This window comes from Streptomyces colwelliae, assembly GCF_048158785.1.
GTDB lineage: Bacteria > Actinomycetota > Actinomycetes > Streptomycetales > Streptomycetaceae > Streptomyces.
This window is the reverse complement of the sequence record NZ_JBLTJC010000007.1, coordinates 44202-62938: the sequence shown is the minus strand read 5'-3', so window position 1 is coordinate 62938 and position 18737 is coordinate 44202. Positions and strand designations below refer to the sequence as shown.

General features: G+C 65.9%; 21 protein-coding genes and 4 pseudogenes. 5 read left to right on the top strand and 20 right to left on the bottom strand.

Annotation, left to right across the window (positions count from 1 at the left end):
- The first annotated feature begins 12 nt into the window (after positions 1 to 12).
- The 4 genes from ACNFOC_RS03045 to ACNFOC_RS03030 all read left to right on the top strand — a co-directional run bounded on the left by ACNFOC_RS03045 (position 13) and on the right by ACNFOC_RS03030 (position 1915).
- Positions 13 to 210: a ferredoxin gene (locus tag ACNFOC_RS03045; RefSeq protein WP_416956291.1), complete on the top strand. Its 198-nt coding sequence runs from the start codon at positions 13 to 15 to the stop codon at positions 208 to 210.
- A 164-nt stretch (positions 211 to 374) separates the two neighbouring features.
- On the top strand, positions 375 to 797 hold the full coding sequence (locus ACNFOC_RS56055) for a GbsR/MarR family transcriptional regulator (protein WP_521984464.1): 423 nt from the start codon (positions 375 to 377) through the stop codon (positions 795 to 797).
- Positions 798 to 861: 64 nt separating this feature from the next.
- Positions 862 to 1212, top strand: coding sequence for a hypothetical protein (locus tag ACNFOC_RS03035; protein ID WP_416956287.1), 351 nt, complete (start codon positions 862 to 864; stop codon positions 1210 to 1212).
- Between the two features lie 301 nt (positions 1213 to 1513).
- Positions 1514 to 1915, top strand: coding sequence for a hypothetical protein (locus ACNFOC_RS03030; RefSeq protein ID WP_416956285.1), 402 nt, complete (start codon positions 1514 to 1516; stop codon positions 1913 to 1915).
- A gap of 19 nt (positions 1916 to 1934) precedes the next feature.
- Here ACNFOC_RS03030 and ACNFOC_RS03025 read toward each other — a convergent pair.
- The 19 genes and pseudogenes from ACNFOC_RS03025 to ACNFOC_RS02935 form a co-directional block, all read right to left on the bottom strand.
- Positions 1935 to 2743 (bottom strand): IS5 family transposase gene (locus ACNFOC_RS03025; RefSeq protein ID WP_416956284.1). Its coding sequence is split into 2 segments (ribosomal slippage): positions 1935 to 2423 and positions 2426 to 2743, totalling 807 coding nucleotides; the frame shifts between segments, so codons are not numbered across the junction.
- Between the two features lie 1181 nt (positions 2744 to 3924).
- Positions 3925 to 4818 (bottom strand): annotated as a pseudogene (locus ACNFOC_RS03020) (transposase); the annotation flags it as partial.
- A gap of 195 nt (positions 4819 to 5013) precedes the next feature.
- The gene (locus ACNFOC_RS03015; RefSeq protein ID WP_405970378.1) at positions 5014 to 5562 is read right to left on the bottom strand and encodes a hypothetical protein; all 549 of its coding nucleotides are present in this window, start codon (positions 5560 to 5562) and stop codon (positions 5014 to 5016) included.
- A gap of 60 nt (positions 5563 to 5622) precedes the next feature.
- Positions 5623 to 6441, bottom strand: coding sequence for an IS5 family transposase (locus tag ACNFOC_RS03010; RefSeq protein WP_416956281.1), 819 nt, complete (start codon positions 6439 to 6441; stop codon positions 5623 to 5625).
- Between the two features lie 105 nt (positions 6442 to 6546).
- Entirely contained in the window at positions 6547 to 8238 is a 1692-nt protein-coding gene (locus tag ACNFOC_RS03005) for an ISAzo13 family transposase (RefSeq protein WP_416956280.1), read from the bottom strand.
- Positions 8239 to 8274: 36 nt separating this feature from the next.
- Positions 8275 to 8817, bottom strand: coding sequence for a transposase (locus ACNFOC_RS03000; protein ID WP_416956278.1), 543 nt, complete (start codon positions 8815 to 8817; stop codon positions 8275 to 8277).
- Positions 8818 to 8951: 134 nt separating this feature from the next.
- Positions 8952 to 9857, bottom strand: a complete 906-nt coding sequence (locus ACNFOC_RS02995; RefSeq protein WP_416956276.1) for a hypothetical protein — start codon at positions 9855 to 9857, stop codon at positions 8952 to 8954.
- Between the two features lie 188 nt (positions 9858 to 10045).
- Positions 10046 to 11176, bottom strand: a complete 1131-nt coding sequence (locus ACNFOC_RS02990) for a S1 family peptidase (protein ID WP_521984458.1) — start codon at positions 11174 to 11176, stop codon at positions 10046 to 10048.
- A 364-nt stretch (positions 11177 to 11540) separates the two neighbouring features.
- Positions 11541 to 11837, bottom strand: a complete 297-nt coding sequence (locus ACNFOC_RS02985; protein WP_416956272.1) for a hypothetical protein — start codon at positions 11835 to 11837, stop codon at positions 11541 to 11543.
- 210 nt (positions 11838 to 12047) lie between these two features.
- Positions 12048 to 12260, bottom strand: a pseudogene (locus tag ACNFOC_RS02980) (transposase family protein); the annotation flags it as partial.
- Positions 12261 to 12360: 100 nt separating this feature from the next.
- Positions 12361 to 12564, bottom strand: a pseudogene (locus ACNFOC_RS02975) (transposase family protein); the annotation flags it as partial.
- A 160-nt stretch (positions 12565 to 12724) separates the two neighbouring features.
- Positions 12725 to 12988, bottom strand: a complete 264-nt coding sequence (locus tag ACNFOC_RS02970) for a hypothetical protein (protein WP_416956270.1) — start codon at positions 12986 to 12988, stop codon at positions 12725 to 12727.
- 33 nt (positions 12989 to 13021) lie between these two features.
- Positions 13022 to 13441: a hypothetical protein gene (locus tag ACNFOC_RS02965; protein ID WP_416956268.1), complete on the bottom strand. Its 420-nt coding sequence runs from the start codon at positions 13439 to 13441 to the stop codon at positions 13022 to 13024.
- 25 nt (positions 13442 to 13466) lie between these two features.
- Complete coding sequence (locus ACNFOC_RS02960) at positions 13467 to 14042, bottom strand: hypothetical protein (protein WP_416956266.1); 576 nt, start codon at positions 14040 to 14042, stop codon at positions 13467 to 13469.
- A 426-nt stretch (positions 14043 to 14468) separates the two neighbouring features.
- Positions 14469 to 15308 carry a transposase family protein gene (locus ACNFOC_RS02955; RefSeq protein ID WP_416956264.1) on the bottom strand — a complete coding sequence of 280 codons (840 nt, stop codon included), beginning with the start codon at positions 15306 to 15308 and terminating at the stop codon, positions 14469 to 14471.
- Between the two features lie 53 nt (positions 15309 to 15361).
- On the bottom strand, positions 15362 to 15808 hold the full coding sequence (locus ACNFOC_RS02950; RefSeq protein WP_416956263.1) for a hypothetical protein: 447 nt from the start codon (positions 15806 to 15808) through the stop codon (positions 15362 to 15364).
- Between the two features lie 312 nt (positions 15809 to 16120).
- Positions 16121 to 16621 (bottom strand): annotated as a pseudogene (locus ACNFOC_RS02945) (transposase family protein); the annotation flags it as partial.
- Positions 16622 to 16660: 39 nt separating this feature from the next.
- Positions 16661 to 16792: a hypothetical protein gene (locus ACNFOC_RS02940; protein WP_416956261.1), complete on the bottom strand. Its 132-nt coding sequence runs from the start codon at positions 16790 to 16792 to the stop codon at positions 16661 to 16663.
- Between the two features lie 63 nt (positions 16793 to 16855).
- Positions 16856 to 17098, bottom strand: coding sequence for a hypothetical protein (locus tag ACNFOC_RS02935; RefSeq protein ID WP_416956259.1), 243 nt, complete (start codon positions 17096 to 17098; stop codon positions 16856 to 16858).
- Positions 17099 to 17153: 55 nt separating this feature from the next.
- Between ACNFOC_RS02935 and ACNFOC_RS02930 the strand changes: the two genes are divergently transcribed.
- A complete protein-coding gene (locus ACNFOC_RS02930) occupies positions 17154 to 17915 on the top strand; it encodes a hypothetical protein (protein WP_416956257.1) in 762 nt (253 codons plus the stop codon).
- On the opposite strand, the gene ACNFOC_RS02925 is transcribed toward ACNFOC_RS02930, so the two are convergent.
- Positions 17875 to 18663 carry a hypothetical protein gene (locus ACNFOC_RS02925; protein WP_416956255.1) on the bottom strand — a complete coding sequence of 263 codons (789 nt, stop codon included), beginning with the start codon at positions 18661 to 18663 and terminating at the stop codon, positions 17875 to 17877. The two genes, ACNFOC_RS02930 and ACNFOC_RS02925, sit on opposite strands and share 41 nt — an antisense overlap.
- Positions 18664 to 18737 lie beyond the last annotated feature (74 nt).

Below are 18737 nucleotides of genomic sequence, written 5' to 3'. Positions count from 1 at the left end.
GAGGAGTCGGAAATGAAGATCCAGGTGGACACGGACCGGTGTGTGGGCGCGGGACTGTGCGCGTTGGCCGCGCCGGGCGTTTTCACTCAGGACGACGACGGGCTCGGCGCGGTGCTCCCCGGGCGGGAGGACGGAGCTGGTGACCCACATGTGAGGGACGCCGTCCGAGGCTGCCCGGTGCAGGCTATTTCTCTGAACGAATCCCGCTGATGTCCCGGGTCTGAGACGATCCGAGAGGAGGGCTTGATGGAGATGACAGAAATTTTTGTTATCTCAGTCAATCTGCTAGCATCGCTGGTGTGTCACAGGACTCCCACCTGATCTTCGCCGATCACCTCGGTCGCTTTTATGCACGTCAGTATGGCTTTCCGCCGATGGCTGGCCGCCTGCTGGGGTATCTCTTCGTCTGTGACCCGCCCCAGCAGACAATCGATGAGCTGAGCGAAGCACTGTTGGCGAGCCGGAGCGCCATCACTGGTGCGGTCAAGTTGCTCGAAACTTACAAAATGGCGCGGCGGACGCGTGTCGCCGGCGATCGGGTGGATCGGGTAGATCTTGAGCCAGCCAGCCAGCAACCGCAGAACTTCGACTCGGCCATCCATAAGGAGCATGCCGCTCTGTTCCGGGAGGGGCTTGAGCTCCTGGTCGACGCTCCGGCGGAGCGTCGTGCCCCACTTGAGGAGATGGCCGCGCTGGCCGAGTTCCTTGCCGATCGACTCCCGAGGCTGCTGGACGAGTGGCATGCCTATCGAGATGAGCTCCGCGCGTCCGGGAAGTTCCCCGCATCGTCTGAATAGCGTCACGCGGCGGCGCAAAGAGCGCGGCCGGCTCGTGACAAAGAACATGAAAAGGGTGTCCAGCATGACTGAAAGCGACCTGTCCGTCCTGCGGGAACGGGCCGACAAGGGAGACTCCTCCGCTGCGGACGAGCTGATCGAACTGGCTGCGGAGAACGGTGACATGAAGGAGTTGCGGAGGCTGTCCGACCGGGGCAACTCGACGGCGACCGATCAGTTGATCGAACTGGCCACGGAGAACGGTGACATGAAGGAGTTGCGGAGGCTGTCCGACGGCGGCAACTCGACGGCGACCGATCAGTTGATCGAACTGGCCACGGAGCTGGGAGATATGAAGGAACTGCGCCGCCTCGCGGACGAGGGCAATTCCACCGCCGCCGACCAGCTGGCGGAACTTGGTGAAGACGAGGAGTAGCCGGGCATCCCGCGGTCTGGTCGTCATGTGCAAGCTCAGCTATTCCAAGACGGCACGAGGCAACGGCTGAAGAGATGTCGGGACGTGGCGCAGTTGTGAGCGAGCTGCTCGATCAGGCGGAGATCGAACTGCTGCGATGGGCGCTCCTGGAGTGGGGCGGGCCTGCTTGGTGCAGCGATCAGTTGGCCGTAAGAGCTCGTAACACGATCATTCGACCCAGTCCCCGTAGTCGTGTCGTGGTGGAGCGTGGGAGCGTGGCCCTGGATCGTTGGTGGTGGCCTGTGTGGGGAGGAGGGGCTGGGTGAGCGTGGTGTGGGCGGCGACGTCGCCGGAATCGGGACTGTTTCATCCGGTTGAGAGACGTTCAGAGGTGGAAGATCTGTCAGACCGCTTCGACGACCTGCGTTCCCGTGGTCAGGGGTACGTCGAGGTTCGGTTGCCGAACAGGGAGTTCCCGGTGCTTGCCCTGGCCTTCCGGGATGATCACGCGGTGGTTCATCTGATGAGTGACACCGAGCGGATGTCTCTACTCATGGGCGACGGCACCGTGCCCTCGGGTGCCGAGGTCGAAGTCCCGATCATCGACGACCTCGCCGCATTCACGGGGAACTTTGTCCTGGATACCGTTCGGGCCTGGGACCTCGTGCACGACTTCATCCGGACGCGGGCGGCCGGCCCTCTGGGTGAGTGGTGTGAGGTGTAGCCAAAAGCTCGTGCCGCGATCATGATCGGTGCTTCTTCAGGCGCCTCCAGCAGATGAGGCCGCAGGCCAACGAGACGAAGGCGTCGTGGAGTTCGGTTCGGCGTTCCCAGCGGACGGCGAGGCGTTTGAACTGGTGGAGCAGGGCGAAAGTCTGTTCCACGACGTAGCGGAGTTTGCCCAGGCCCTTGATGTTCGGGGCGCCCTTGCGGGAGATGACCGGCAGGATCCGGCGCTTGCGCAGTTCCTCGCGGTGGGGGTTGGAGTCGTAGCCCTTGTCCCCGAGCAGCGAATCGGGGCGGCGGCGTGGCCGGCCGGGACGCCCGGCCACGGGCGGGATGTCGTCGACGAGGGCGAGGGTCTGGGTGACGTCGTTGACGTTGGCAGCGGTGGTGATGACCTTGAGCGGGGTGCCGCGGCCGTCGCAGATCAAGTGGTGCTTGCTGCCCGTCTTCCGTCGGTCGACCGGCGACGGACCGGTGTCGGCTCCCCCTTTTTCGCGCGGATGTGGGAGCCGTCCACGCACGCTCTGGACCAGTCGAGTTCGCCGGCCGCGTTCAGCTCGGCAAGCAGAATGCGGTGCAACTGGTCGAAGACGCCGGCCTGCTGCCAGCGGTCCAGACGCCGCCAGCAGGTCTGTCCCGAGCCGAACCCCAGCTCCAGCGGGAGGAGTTGCCAGGCTATGTCGTTGTGGAGGACGTACAGGATGCCCTGCAGACACAGCCGGTCCGCCACCGGCTGCGGGCCCGGCGCCTTCTGTGGCCAGGGCGGTAGCAGCGGTTCGATCAGCGCCCACAAGTCGTCGTCCACGATCCACGGCCGAGTACTCACACCCTCCCGAACGGCCGAATCGTCACATCGGTCACGCCCAACCAGGGCACCTCAACAAGATCCTGTTACGAGCTCGTACACGCCGCCGGGGATAGCGTTCACGCTCTGCTGCTCCTTCACGTTCGGGTACGGCGTCCGCTCAACACGGGAAAGCCGTCCCGGTGGCATGGGGGAGGCCACCGGGACGGCTTTGCCCAGCGTACGCCCGCAGGCCGTCAGCACCCGGCCTTTCCAGCAGGTCGGCCCCCGTGCGCAGGGCGGCGGCAAGGCCCTTCTGGGCCCACGTGCCATACCCGGAGATCCGCAGGATCTCGACGCTGCCGGAATCCCAGTATCCGCCGACGACCCGTCAGCGCTTCAAGATCACTCCGTGGCCTCTTTTGGGCTTACCTCGATACACATCAGCCGCCAAGCTTCCATCACGTCGGCCATTGACCGGACGCGTGTCCGTCCCGTTGGCTTCCCCTCTGGCCCTACCGCGGCCGGGAGACGGCGCGCAGTCGTGGCGGACGGGCCAAGCCGCTCTTGAGGCAGCGACGAGTAGCCGCTCCAGGATGTGGACGGCGACGGTGGCCTTACGCCGCGCCTCTCAGCTCCTGGTGATCAGGCCGGCGCGCATCCTGCGCCGCGCGGCGAGGACCTGGTCGCCGGCGGCCAGGTCGCCGGTGGTGTGGCGCCTGATGCCTGCGCAGATCCCGGTCCGCTCCAGCGACAGCGCCTCACCGCAGGCGCCGGATTCTCAGTGGGCGTTTGATGTTGATTCGCGCTGGCTGTTTCAGCATGCTTTGCCGCATATATCGCCAACGCGCGCGGCCTGAAATGCCTGGAAACTCCCTACCAGTGGGGAGCTTCCACCTCATTGCTAAACCAGACGGAATCTGGACGTGAGAAGCGGATCAAACGGGCGCCACAATCAGCGCCCCGAAGTGCGTGAAGATACCCATGTGGAGTAAACCGCAGCAAAGGCCACTGGCCGCAATGGCGATGTAGCTGTACAAGCCGTACCTAACCTCGATTCTTCGGTGGGGCTTGGTCGTTGAGTGGCCTGGTGGTTCGCCCGTAATGTCCCTCGCTGTGTGAGGGCGGGCCGTCGCCTGTCGCTGCGGGGTGCGCCGGGTTCCACGGGCCCGGAGACTGCTGGCCTTCCTCCTCTCGGTGTGTGTCGGGGCACAGGCTGGTCGTCAGGTGGCGTCCGTCAGGTTGTTGATCCGCTTCCAGCTGGTCGTGAATGCGTGGGCCCAGGGCCAGGTCCGTTCGATGCGCAGGTGGCGGCGGCGTGCGTGGTGGGCGAGGCGGGCGGGCAGGTGGTAGAGGCGGAAGCGCATGGTGTCCGGCTCGGCGTCGGCGAGGTCCGCTTGGTCGTGGAGGGTCAGCAGCCGCAGCCAGGCGTCGAGATCGGCGGCGAGGTTCGCGGTGAGCATCCAGCTCGCGTTCGTTTCCCAGGACTTGGACGGCAGGTTCGCCAGTCCCATCGCCTTGTCGGTGCGCACGCGGTCTTCGACCTCGGCGTGATCGCGGTGCAGGACGTCGAGGAACTGCACTTGGTGGGTGCCGGCGATGTGGCCCATGTGACGGATGTTCGTTGCGGTGATCGAGTAGCGCCAGCCGGTCTTCTGCTCGAACGCGGTCAGCTTCTCCAGGTGCTGGCGGGAGGGCTTGACGCGGCGGACGATCAGCCGCATGCCCTTGGGCCAGCCCTCACGCGTGTTCAGCCCGGTCAGCTCGGCGACGAAGTAGCCGTCCTGGACCTCGCCGTCCTGTCGCAGGGAGGTTTCCCAGGCGGCTTCGGGGAGGCGGGCGATGGCGCGTTCGTCCTCGGGCGTGATCGTCCAGCCGACGGTGTAGCGGACCGTGCGCCGCGTGGTGTTCAGCGCCTGAAAGCGCTTGAGCAGGCCGTGCGTGGCACCGGCACCGTCGACCCGCACCAGGATCTTGGCCTGGGAGGAGCGGGGTATCTGCGCGAGCGCGGCGTCCAGCACCCGCAGGTGATCGGCGACGGTGTTCGCGCCGGCGTTGCCTTCCCTCAGCTCCATCGCCAGGCACTCGTCGGTGTTGGCCAGCCACGCGGCCAACGGGTGGAAGCCTAAGAGCTCCTGGCAAAATGAACTGCTTGTGCCTTGTAGTGACGAGCTGTCAGTTCATGTGGAGAAAGGTGCCGACACCTTCCACGGCGCCGCGTCGACAGCTTCGATCCGCATCCGGTAACGAGCGTGATGAGCTGCCATCCATCAGACTGACCGCGGTGTCACCCCCGTCTGCCCGATGGGCACTCAGCAACGCGACCACGCTTCTCGGGGTAGGAAGTGAGGGAGGTCGTCCAGTGCCTCACGGGGCACGAACACCGGTCGCGTGAGCAGGTGATCGCCTGCGCGCTGCACATCCAGAACGACGCCCAGCGATTCCGACCCAGGAACTCCAGCGTCCAGATACGAGAGCTCCGAATGCGGCTTGCGGGCCTCGGCACGGCCGATCATCCACTGCTCCAGAACGGAGGGGACCCTGCCGACCAGGGCTTCCCCCTCCACAAAGACTTGGGGTCCTCGCAGCGCATCGACCACGACGCCAGCCAGACGTTCCTCCCGGTAATAGAGCTTCAAACCAAATTCCCGGTACTCGCCCTCCTCGACGGCGTCGACGGTCTCGCCCGCACGCCGGCGAAACCTGTGACGCTGAGCTTCCCTGGTGGCACCACTCAGTACCTGCGACGTCTCGTCGGGACCCATACCGAACGCCAGCAGCCCCACACTCACGAACGGATCCAGAGTCCATTGCTGCCGTTCGTCATCCGCCAGCACATGCCACCACTCGAACATGACCACGGAGACTACGGCAGCGCCACGGACCCAGGGCCACCGGCCGCAAGGCCCGCCGGACAGGTCCTAGTCAACGGCGGTCTTCAGGCGACGCCAGCAGATGATGGCGCAGCCGAGAGCGAGGAAGGCTTCGTGGAGGTCTTCGCGGATCTCCCAGCGGGTGCGCAGACGGCGGAACCAGTGCAGGAGCGCGAAGGCGGCTTCGACGACCCAGCGGTGCACGCCCAATGCGGAGCCGTGCTCGGTCCCACGGCGAGCGATGACCGGGCGGATGCCCACCTCTCGCAGCTCGCGGCGGTAGACGTCGTAGTCGTAGCCGCGGTCGGCGTACAGCACCTTGGGGCGCCGCCGGGGACGCCCGCGCTTGCCCCGGACCGGAGGCACGGCATGGACCAGGGACATGAGCTGGGTGACATCGTGGCGGTTGCCGCCGGTCAGCGAGGCGGCGAGCGGGATGCCGTGCGCCTCCACGATCACGTGGTGCTTGCTGCCCGTCCGTCCCCGGTCCACCGGTGACGCCCCCGTCTTCGCGCCGCCCTTCATCGCCCGCAGATGCGAACCGTCGACCGCAGCCCGGGAGAAATCCAGCAGGCCGACCGCCCGTAACTCGGCCAGCAGGAGTTCGTGCAACGCCTGCCACACCCCGGCCTCCTGCCAGTCCCGCAGCCTGCGCCAGCACGTACTCCCCGAGCCGTACCCCAGCTCCTGCGGCAGGAACTCCCACGGGATGCCCGTGTACAGCACAAACAGGATCCCGTTGAGCACCCGCCGGTCATGCAGCCGCTTACGCCCCGGATACCGCTGCCTGCGTTCGACCACCGGCAACAGCGGAGCGATCCGCTCCCACAGCCCGTCCTCGACCTCCCACGGCCGACGCTGCCCCACACCCCACCCCGATCTATCGGATGCAGGCACAACACCGACTGACAGCCTGTCATTCCAAGGCAACAGCCGGTCATTTTGCTAGGACTCCTAAGGGCGTGCAGATCTTTAACTCGTCTTTTTGATCTTGGCCTTGGCGGTGTCGGGAGTGAGGAACGTCGCGACGTCTGCTGGTGTGCGGAGGCGGGCGGTAGAGGTGCTGACGGAGTGGCCGTGTGCTTCGAGGAGCGGGTGGACTTCCTGTTTCGCGCGGCTGATGGTCATGGCGGTGACGCCGAAGAGCTGGCCGAGGAGGTCCATGGTGGCGAGTTTGCGCAGGTGGAGCACGGTGACCAGGATCCGGTCGGCTGGAGTGAGTTTGGCTTTGGCGCCTGTACCGGGGGCGACCAGGCGCTCGTGACCGCGGCGTGCGCGGAGCACGTGCTCGCGTTGAGCCTCCAGCTCGGGAGTCAGCGCGTCGATGAGCTCGCAGAGCTGCTGGCGGGTCATTCCGGTCAGCTCGGGGTCCTGCAGTGAATGCCGCGTGAGGCGGGGCGGACTGCTCGCCGGGGCCTGGTCTGACGTGCTGTTGATCGCCGTCGCGTCCAGTGGATGCCGGGGGTGGAGGCTGTAGTTCCAGTCGCCGTGGAAGCGGTGCCGTGTGATCGGCAGGGCGGCGATCTCGTCGTCGCTGACCTGGATGCCAGTGGGGTAGGGGTTGGTGTCGAGTTCGGCGTGCACTCTCAGGCCGGTCTTGGTGGTGGTCGCGGCGATGCTCTCGACGATGACTTCGTGGCTGGCCAGGGGCCTGCCGCGCCAGTTCATGGTGATGTGGGAGAACAACCGGTGCTCGATCCGGTTCCACTTCGACGTGCCGGGAGGCAGGTGGCAGACGGTGATCGTCAGGCCGGACTCGGCTGCGAACCGGGCGAGTTCGGTCTTCCAGGTGCGGGTGCGATAGCCGTTGGAGCCGCCCGCGTCAGCGGTGATCAGCAGCCGGCCGGCCGTGGGATAGACGGCCCGCCCGGTTGCATTCCACCAGCGGCGGATGGACTCGACGGCGAACGCGGCGGTGTCATGGTCGGTGCCCACGTTGACCCAGCCGGTGTTCGCGGCGACGTCGTAGATGCCGTAGGGCACTGCCCTGCCCAGCTCGCGGTCGGGGAAGTCGTGGGTGTCGACCCGTACCGGCGCGCCTCGCGGCTCCCATTCACGGCCGTTGTTCTTGAACGGACCGACCAGCTCCTTCTTCTTCGTGTCCACGCTGATCACCGGCGCCCCGCCGTCCTGGTGGTCGCGGGCCTGTTCGTTGAGGTAGTGGAACTGGGCGTCCCGATCGGGATCCTGCTTGCCCTCCAGGGTCTTGGCGTTGCTCTGCAGGCTGAAGCCCTCCTCGCGCAAGAGGTCGCCCACCGTGTCCGCGCAGATCCTGTGACCCTGCCGGGTCAGTTCCTCGGCGAGCTTGCGGGTGGACTTGGTGGTCCAGCGCAGCGGCGACATCGGATCCCCGCGCACGTCGGGCTCGACCAGTGTGAGTAGCGCCTCCCGGACGGCCGGGTTCAGATCGGCGACGCGTTTGCGGCCGGCGCCGGGCCGTCGGATGCGTCCCAACGGGGCTTCCCCGGAGGCGAGTTCGCGTATTCCGGCAGACACCCTGGCCTCACGGACACCGGCGGCGCGGGCGACCGCTCTGATCCCACCGCGGCCGAGAGACTGGGCCTCCGCACCTATCAGCAGGCGACGCTGCCGCTCGTCGAGGTGCGGCAGAATCGCCCCGAACTTGGCTGCCAGCACAGCCCGTTGCTCTTCCAACCCGCTCATGCCGGACCAACGAATCACCGAGCAGAAAGCCACGAGTTAAAGATCTGCACGCCCTAAGGTGCCCTTGAACGTGCCGGCGGCGCCCTGTTTCCTGGAGGCCGCGGTGATGACCGTGGCGTCCATGTCGAGCACGATCCAGCCCTTCAGATACCGTCCCGCGACGGTCAGATACGGGAAGCCGCCGGGCCGCAGGTGCAGCAGCGTCCAGACGTGGCGACGCACCCGCTGTCGTACCTTCGCGATCTGTGCGCGCCTCGTCTCGTCCGTCGTGGACAGCAGCCGGTGCAGCGTGGAGTCCGACACTGCCGGTCCGAACAGCGGGCCGTGGTGGAGCTGGAGGTGCTCGGCCTCCAGCAGATTCGTGGCGCCGAGCGCGATCGCGACGACGAGGCCGACGAGCGCGGTGGCCCGGTCCCGCCACGACGAGGCCGTGCCCGATGGCAGCACTCCCGCCAGCGCGTCGGTCAGGCCGACGCGGTCGGCGAGCCGACGCAACAGCACCGCCCCGGCATGCCCGACCAGCCCTTTCCCGTCGGCCGTCACAGACAGACCGCGCTCCCACCCTGTACGCTCGCTCACCAGAAAGGTGCCCTGACTCCTGCGCCGGATTCGATCTAGACACTCGCATCCTTGCAGGTCGGCGGCACTTTTCTGCTGTCAGGCCGTCAGATCAACCAATTCCGCTGAATACACAGGGTTAACAGGCGGCTTTGTTAGGTCCAACTCGGCGACAGTCCGTTGGCCTCTCCGTACGGCACTGGCTGACCCGTGAGGGCGTCCAGAAGAGTGCGGTCACCGAGTGACCTCCGCAGCTCCACCTTCACGCTTTGTTCGGTCATGCTTGCGTTGCAAGGACCGCTTTGTGCACCTTTGATGGAGGCGTACAGCACTACGTTCTCCTCCGACTCCAACGCCTTCACGACGGGGCCGTCGTCGCAGGCTCCATGAGTGGCCTTCACCGTGATGGACCGGTCGTCCATGGCCGTCTCAGCCAGCCGGGTGATGCTCCTGAGGCCACCGGCAGCTCCTTGCTCAACTTGCCCGATAGGCGACTTGGGGAGTTTCGACGGGGTGACGGCAACACGTTTCAAGGGGGTGTCGTAGCCCTTCAGCGTGAACAGCCAGGCAGGAACGGTCGCTGGGCCGCGACTCGTGGTGATCGTTGTTGTGCCGAGCCTCGCTCCCGTCACGGTCAACTGGGGTCCGTCGCTCTGGTTGAGAGCGAATGACCGGTACGCCTGCTGCGCCCCCCACAGCGGACGGGGCAGAGTGTTTCGGCTCCCCCACTCCACCGTCCCGTGGTCAGGAGTGGTGGTCGGCAAGCTGCCCCGGAGGACGAAATTCTTGGTCGCGTAGGCCCGCTCATCCGCCTTGCTGTGCCAACCCGATTCCGGGATCTGCACAGCGTCGCCCATCGGGTAATACCCTTCGTTCCACGCAGTGGCCGACGCGGAACCCCTCCATGCGTCGGCGACCTGGCGTGCACGCTTCTCCTGTTTCGGCAGTGATATGGCCTGGCTGTCGGCGGTGTGTGGGCTGTCGCCGCAACCGGTCAGGAGGCAAGCACCCAGGAAGGGGGCGAGCAGCAGGCGGCCGAGGCTCTTTGTGTGCGTGTTCATGGACTTCCCTTGGACCTTACCAACGACGGATTCCTTGCTGTGAAATCATGGAGCAGAAACCGTGCAACTCCTAGAGCTGACCCGGTCTACCCTTTCCGCTGGGGGGTACGTCCGATTTCAACCTTAGGTACTCTCGCCGTCTGCCGCGTTCCCGTCATGATCCAAGAGAGCGAGTGGCTGGGCGCAGCTCAGTAGACCTTCAGGTCCTCCCAGGAAAGCACGAGGTACAGCGGTTCGTACCAACTGACGCGGTCCGCTTGAGAGTCGGAATCTCCGCAGGGTTGATCAACGTAGTTTCCCCCTGACGTTATGCCCAGAGCAGTCTCGCCGCTAAAGAGAGCTCCTCCGCTGTCGCCAAGCATTACGCAGTTATCCGTTTTGATCATGTGTTTGAGAGTAGTGCCCTCGTCGTAAGTGACCGTTGCGTCTGTCGCGAGCACATTGCCCACCAAGTCCTGGCTTATGGTCCCCACGCGCTTCACTGGCTCCCCCTCGTACGCAGAGGCGGAACTCGAAATCTCCCCTACCGAGCCATCCTTATACTGGATCGCTCCGTAAGGTGCGACGTTGGCGTTTTCGTACAGCACCACCGCATAGTCAGACTGGTTTGTGTCGTTTCCATAGCGCCAGTCGATGGCTGATCCTAGTGGAATGTCGCCGCTGGACCGGCGCCACTCGGTAGCCCCACCGTTCTTGGTAATGCAGTGGCCGGCAGTGAGCATGTACCTCGGTCCCGTGCCTGTAGCGTCCTGCACGTTGAATCCGGCGGTGCAGGTGGCGGTATAGGTCGTGCTACCGGAGGTCCAATCTGCTTTTATTCCCAGACCGCCGCGCATGGCATAGGCGGATGGTTCGATCTTGCTGGAAATTTTCGTTATCTCGACCGTATCTCCATACCCGGATACGGCATTATCAATTCGCGACCTGTCTGCGGAGGGAACCCCGTCGTAGATCTGTACCTCTACCCGATTTCTTCTTTGGTCAATACTCCAGGAGGTGTTGGGAATGCCTGTCAGCTGATCCAGTTTCGCTTTAAGGGAGTGGAGTTCGGCTGTGCTGTGGGTGACAACCTCCGCTACTGCGCCAGCACTTCGCACAGTTTCCGCGGCGGTCGGATCAGTGACCGCCACCACGAGTCGGCCGTTCCGATAATAGACACCCGCCGCACGATTGCTGCCCAAGCGGTCAGCAATTGCTGATGCCTTAACCGGATCCGTGAGCGGTGGCGGGGCCGCTTGAGCAGCGGCTGTGCTGGTCTGGGACAGTACTCCACAGACTGCCGTCGCGATGAAACCTCGGTAGACGTGACGTCTTCGCATCTACGGCCTCACATTCTCGAAGGATGCACCTATGGACGCGATTCGTGAGGCTGGTTGGGCAAGGTTGCCATGAGGTGAACTGGACATGGCAACCTCGTTTGATGGTGGGATGTTGACCTGAATTCATGGCCTGTGGCCAAAACACATCCCTGGGACTGAAACGGTTCCGGAGAGGACTACGACTCCTGTCTCACGGATGGGCACCAGAGGGATCCGGCATTGCTGACGGTGGAAAGGGCTTAGTCGACCGGACCGAGGATGATGCCCGCACCCGTTGCAAAGCGACGTAGCCTGGTCCCGCCCGGCAGTTTCGACCTACGCCTCAATCGAGTGATCACGCACCCTCTACGAGCTCCTAACACGATCATGATTGGCCTCGATTCGTCAGCGGGATTCGGTGGCTGACTTGCTCGACTGTCTCGTCGAGCGCCGCCAGGGTGCGGCGAGCGGTGGAGTCCGAGGCCGACCGCCCGAACAACGGCCGGTGATGAAGGTGGAGTTGTTCGGCCTCCGACAGATTCGTCGCGCCGAGCGCGATCGCGACGGTCAGGTGCACCAGTACCCCGGCGCGGTCCCGCCAGCCGGCCACGGTGCTGGACGGCAGCACTTTCACCAGCGCGTCCGTCAGCCCCGTCCGGTCCGCACACCGGCGCAGCAGCACCGCCCCGGCATGCCCGACCAGCCTCTTCCCCTCAGCCACCACCGACAGCCGACGATCCCACCCTGTACGCTCAACCACCAGAAAGGTGCCCTGACTTCTGTGCCGGATGCGACCTAGACACTCGCATCCTTGCAGGTCAGCGGCACCTTTCTGCTATCAGAACGTCAGATCGCCCAATTCCGCTGAATACACAGGGTTAGTGAGCCTCTTTCATCCTGAATAGTCGCAGGTCATGAGTGTGTGGATGGCTTGGACGGTGCGGCTGATGCGGCGGGTGGAGCAGCGTGCTCTGCCCATGATGCGCCAGGACTTGAGCCGGGCGAAGGCGCGTTCGCCGGGGGCCCGGAGCCGGGCGTGGTCGCGGTTGAACTGCTGGTAGTGCTCGGGCTGTTCGCTGTGGTGGTAGTACGGGGTGCGGAATGAGAGGTGTGCAAGCTGAAGTTGCTGGCCACGGGGCTGGTGTGCGTGGGCATCGGGATGCTCGTGCTGGTCGCTGGCAGGTGGCTTGGGTGAAGATCGTCGGTCATCGGGCGACTTCGCGGTTCGTGAGGACCAGCAGGGTCCGGACCAGGGCGGTCGCCCAGGCGGGGTCGGTGCGTACCTTGCCGAGGACGCGCCAGTTCTTGAGATGGGCGAAGCCGTGCTCGACTGGCGCCCGGACGGCCGCCAGTGCGGTGTTGGACAGCTTCTGGCCTCGTGTCAGGGGCCGGTTCCGGGCGGCCTTGTAATCGCAGTGCCCCGGAATCGGACCGGGTCGGCGACGCAGCAGACGTGGCGCAGGGACACCTTTCCCCTCCTGCCAAGATCCTTAACAGCAGCCCGAGCCCGAAAATGCCAGCGGGGCTCCCCGCCCACAGAAACGGGAAGCCCCACCCTGCCTGCGCCGGTCAACCGGCCATGGCCGCCACGACTAGCGCAACAGCCGCACCGCACAGCAGCACCACAAGCGGCCATGCCAGCCAGCCGCGCCCGGTACGCCTGCGCCACAGCACCAGCCACAGCGCACACGCCGCCACGAACACGACCGTCACACCGCTCAGCTCGCCGTCCCGCCACGCCACCCGCACGGCGCCAGGATCAGCACCCCATACAAGGAGCGCAACGAGGACGCCCACGGTCAGCGCACACACCGCTTCCAGCAGCCGGCTCATACGGTGCCCCTCTTCTCCGTCGTCTCCGTCAGGTCAATGCGCGGGCGGAACGGACGCCTCAACCTCGACGGTCTCCGTCTTACGGCCTTCTGCGTCCGTGCCGGTGGACCGCTTCTCCCCGGCCCGGGGACCGGCTAAGGGCGCCTGGGGCGTACCGGACTGCGCGATCTTGACGCGCGTCTTGACCATGAGGGTCTTGCCGTCCGCGTCCTTGACCACCTTGCCGTCCGCCCCGATCAGCGGCAGCTCTTCGGGCATCTTGGACTCGTCCACCGTGCCGTCGGGGTTGACCCACTCCGGGGTGGGCGGCGCCGGCGGCACCGCGGCCTTCTCGGCCTGCCCGCTGTCGGCGGGGCGGGGTGCCTCATTGGCGGAGGCGTTCGCCGCCAGGGCGCCCAGCAGCAGCACCCCGGCCACTGCTCCCACAGCGAGGGATACACGGGTCTTCTTCATGCGTGGTGTGTCCAGTCCTTGCAGGTTACGGCTCGATGAAGTGCTGTCCGGACCAGATGGGAACGTTGCCCCCGTACCAGGTGCCGCCGTAGTAGACGGTGGACCCGGCCTTGGTGGCGTAGTAGCCACCCCCGCAGGGCGGGTAGACCCCGAAGTCGTAGGTGAGTTCCATCCTGGAGGTCTCGGTGGTGTTGGCGTAGCCGCTCCAGGTGCCGTCGGGGTTCTGGGTGCCCATGAGCTGCCGGCACACGCCCCACTGGGTGCCGTCCCAGTAGAAGTACTGCCATCCGGTCTTGAGGTTGCCCGGGGGACGGTTCCAGACCAGGATGCACGACTGGGCGAGGGGGATGCCGGAGGAGGACAGCCCATAGGACTTGGCGTAGCCTCCTCTGCTGCCGTGGGAGACCTCCGCGTAGGTGTACAGGCACTTGGAGGAATCGGTGTTGGCCCACACCTCGTCGGACTGGTACACGACGTGCGCCTGGGCGGCGGTGGCGGTGGTGAACACCAGCAGCAGGGACGCGCCGAAGGCGATCAGGGCGCCGAGCGGCCGGGTTAATCGGCGTCTTGCCCGTGGAGCGGGGTGTTGGGTGGGTTTCACAGGGATCCTCTCATCTTGTTCGTTCACGGCTGATGCGGGCTGTTGGTGCGGGCCCGCATACGCGTCTGGCCTTATGACATGTCCGCGCTCAATTTTACTGTTTATTTAATTTTGGAGGTGGGCAAGGGGGAGACCGAGCGTGCTCCGCAGCCGGCGCACAGTGCCAGCTTCATGTCCGCCAGGTCGGGATGGGTGAGGGCGACGTCGCGGATGAGTTGGAGAAGGAAGCGCGGAACATGGCTTCACCGTTGCGGGTGGTGAAAACGGGGCCGTGGTCGGGTCCGTTCGGTGGACCCATCGAGGCGACTCCAACGGGCCCCGGTTCGCAGATAATTCGGGAAGATCAGGCGTCGTGAGGGCTGGTGTGCGTGGGCATCGGGATGCTCGTGCTGGTCGCTGGCAGGTGGCTTGGGTGAAGATCGTCGGTCATCGGGCGACTTCGCGGTTCGTGAGGACCAGCAGGGTCCGGACCAGGGCGGTCGCCCAGGCGGGGTCGGTGCGTACCTTGCCGAGGACGCGCCAGTTCTTGAGATGGGCGAAGCCGTGCTCGACTGGCGCCCGGACGGCCGCCAGTGCGGTGTTGGACAGCTTCTGGCCTCGTGTCAGGGGCCGGTTCCGGGCGGCCTTGTAGCCGGTGATCACCGCCGGGTCGGCGCCGGGATCACTGTCGTCGAGGCCGACGAATCCCAGGTCGGCGATGGCCCCGAGTCCGGCCGCCCGTAGCTTGGCGGTGAGCTGGTCGTGCCGGCAGGCGGTGATCTCCGAGGTGCGCCCGGGGCGGGCCGCCGAGATCCACAGCAGTCGGCCCCGGTCGTCGGTGAGGGCGATCACGAGCAGGCCGTGGCATTTGTTCTTGCCGGAGTAGTTCTTCCGGTTCTCCTTCCCGGTTCTGCGCCGGGTACGGATCACCGATCCATCCAGCAGTACGATGCCGCCGCTCGTTCGGGTGATCTTCTTCAGGGCCCGGTCCAGGCGTGGAGCCCGGGCGGCGAGCAGGCCGACGACCTCCCTCACCCATCGGGCCACGGTGGTGCGGTGTACTCCGTTGCCGCCGGCCAGGTCGCCGGGCCGCTGGTCACAGCGCAGCACTGCCAGCACGATGGCGGCGATCTTCCCCGCGGGCAGGGTGCGCCACCGCGAGCCGATCTTCTTGAGGTGGCCGCGTATCAGGTCGGCGAGCCAGTTCAGGGTGGCACTCGACAGCGGCAGGCGGGCGGTGTAGACAAGGCCGCCAGGGCCCTCGACGGGATGGTTGTTTTTCGTCACACAAAACTCAACTGCCGTCGGGGGCCCGTCAGTTACGGGCGCGCCCCGCACGACTACGGACGTGCCGTGAACCGCCCGTCGCCCCGCTTGTGCAGCCAGCCACGGTCGGCGAGCTTGGTCATCTTCGCCCGCAGCGGCTCCAGCTTGCCGCGTACCGAGGCGTCCAGGCCCAGCCGCTCGCCGACCGCCCTGACCTGCACCGGGCCGTCGGCCTCCCGCACGATCGCCAGGATCTTGCGGTAGTCGCCGGGCAGCGCGCCCTCATCGGCCGCGTCGCTGCGGTGCGGGACGAGCAGGACTGCCCGCCCGGCCACCTGCGCCGCTTTCGGAGCGACAGCCGCGGCGTCGGCGAGGGCCTGCTCGGCCAGGCGGTTCAACACCCGCTCCGCGATCGCCAGTTCATCCCGCTCGGCCTGGACCTCCTGGAGCTGCTTGGCCAACTCCTCGGCGAGGGCGTCCAGTTCACTCCGACGGGCGATGATCCACTGCCGTTCCTGCATCCCCCGCGTCCTCCCGCGTTCTCACAGCGTGCCGAACTGCTCACGGATCGTAGGCAGAGGTCGGCCGTGGGCGCAGCCGAACCCGGCATCCCACCGGAGCCCGACCCGCCCGACGATCTACGCCATGGTCATGCGCCTGCGACCGGCACGAGTACCCCACTCGCCATCCACACCAGACCCGTGACCTGCGACATCACGATGCACACCGCTCACTGTAGGGGACGTCTACTCAGGTTGAACTCGTCATGTCTTACGACCCTGGGGGCGATTGAGTTCGGGGCGTGCTGGCCTGGCGGATCGGCTGTTGGGTGATCAGCAGACGGCCTGTCGGGCGAGCACGAGTTCGGTGCTGGGCTTGCGGTGGGTCGCCCTGCGGGCGGAGCGGTCGGAGACGAGTCCGGCGATGGCGAGGTGGGTCTCGGTGTAGGTCTCGCGCCGTCCGGTGAATCGCTGCAGGGGCCGCCACTGCTTGTACTCGGCGTTGGTGTGCTCCACGCAGATCCGCTCGGAGGACTGGCGGCGGCGCTGCTCACGCGAGGTGTGTTGCTCGCCGAGCGGGGAGTCGTCCTTTGGCTTCTTCGGTGGGGCACTGACCTGGGCGGGGAACTCGTTCGCCAGACCTCGGTAGCCTTCGTCGACCTCGGCCTTGACCTTGGGGTGCCGACGGAATTGCTCGGCGATGCCCTCGGTGTGCACGGCGATCTGGTCGTGCATCCGGCCGGGCCGGACCACCCCGCTGAACAGGGTGCGGCCCTGATCGTCGCTCAAGGTCGTGGTCTTGATGGTGTTCTGCTTCTTCTTGCCGGACACGAACGCCTTGCGGCCCGGGCGGCCTGCGCGCGGGCGGCGGACCTACACCTCGGTGCCATCGATCCGCAGGCTGACCCCTTCCGCCTCGGCGTAGGCGAACACGTCTTCCAGCGTGCGCAGCCGAACGCCGGGCCGTTCGGGAACGGCGAAGCCGCGGTTCGCCAGCAGCGTCACAACTCGCCCAACCCGTGCGACCCTTCTCACATCACGGGCCGACCGCCACCGCTCCCAAGGTCGTTAGCGGAAGTCGTAGTCCTCATCCATGCCGCTTGAGAGCCAAATTTCCTCGGCTCCAGCGAACGAGGAGTGCTCAGGCTCCTCCTCGTAGTCAACCGAGTCCGGACCCTCGATGTGATCCTCGCCGATCATGCACCGGCAGGGGAATATCTCCTGGGTGAGTTCACTTTTGACGATGCTGTTGACGGCGCGGTCGTGCAAAGGTCCCGCATCTCCAGCGATCACCAGTTCGTGCTTACCCACTGCCAGTGGCCCCCGACCGCGTTTACGGTGGATGCCACCGTCCTGCGGAGCTGCGATGGCAAACGCTGATCCGCCCTGGCCGGGCCGCGACCAACTGCACGAGGCTAGACGGACGGCGCACTTCCTGCGTCAGGTCCAGCGAGCCCACACCGGGCGGCTGCGGGACAAGGAGGAACTGCCACTACGGGAACCCATTCTGCGCGTGCTCGACCACTATTTGGAACGGTCGCACGCCTTGCTCGGCAGTGAACCCGAGATTGAATACGTACGCCTGCTGCAACTGCATCGGTCCACCGGCGAGGAGATGCCGCGCTCGCAGGCGAGAGGCTTCGTCGCCCAGATTGCTCAGGCGATTGAGGATGAGCACGACATTGAGCAACCGAGGACCCGCCGCAAACCGGACAAGGCCGCAAAACGGGCGGCAGGACAGTTTCGGCAGATGGAAGACAACCACCGGGACCCGGAGCGGGACGATGATCCGGTTCACATGGCCTACTGCCAGCGCATCGATGACAACAGGGGCAACCTCCGAGAACTCCTCCGCCAGGCAATTGAGGGGGAGCAACCGCCCAGCCCGGACCATCCCCTCCTGCCGATCGTCGCCGACCTGGAAAGCCGAGCCCACCACGGTGTCCTCACGTACGGCGAGCTGCAGGAGAGCGCGGGGCTGATCGCCCAAGGGCTGGAGGACGAGTTCGACCTGCCGCCACGCGGGGGCAACACCTACGCTCTCCAGTACCCCATGGAGCGCGTCACCACCACGGTTGCCCGCGATGCTACGGGGCCCGGGGCAGGAACCAGACCAGCATCATCATGATCGTAATCGCCGCGAGAGAACCGAATGCCGCATAGATGGCCCAGCTCAACTGCCGGGCAGCGCGGGCTGCGTAGGCGCCCTCGTCGGTGTGCCACAGTCGCAGCTTCTCGTCGTCGCCCACGGCGACCATGCGCACCCAGCCATAAGCAGCCAGGTACCCCAAGAAGAGCGCGGTGCCCGCGGCTGCCACGCCAGCCAGCATGGCGGCCGCGACCAGCCATCGCTGCCCTGAGGACAGGCCGTCTAACGCGTTTTTGGCCGTGGCCACGCCAGCCAGCGAGAAGAGGCTGTAGACCGCGCTGATCCCGCCGATCCACTTCTCGGCCGCCCCGTGCACACGCGCATTCTGTGTAGCCTGCGCGTCGGCGAGAGCCTCTGCGGCGGGCAGCATTCCAAGATCCCGCTGTACCGATAGATCGTACGACGCGCCGTTCTTGGTCAAGAGGGCCAGCCAGTAGCGTCCACAGCCGAGCATGACTCCTCCGGGTCGGTTGTGCCCGGCACGGCAGTTACAGGTGACCAGGCGGGTCAGTTGGGGCGGCCGTTCGTTGCCGCCCGCCGACTTGGTGCCGCCTTGCAGTACCTCTTCTGGAACTGGGTAGTCGCAATCGTGCTGGCAATGAGGGCAGTTGCCCGAGAGCGTGGGCAGGCGTTTCCCCTCGGGCATGTCCACCCGCCACCCGGCAATGGCACTGTCCCCCACCTGAACGAACTCGTTGTCGTAGGTGATCGTGCTCTGAGCGGACATGTGGCCTCCTCGGCTTGGAATGATGGCCGGAGATGGCGCGGAATGCTACGCGCCAGGGGCCCACTTACGCGGAT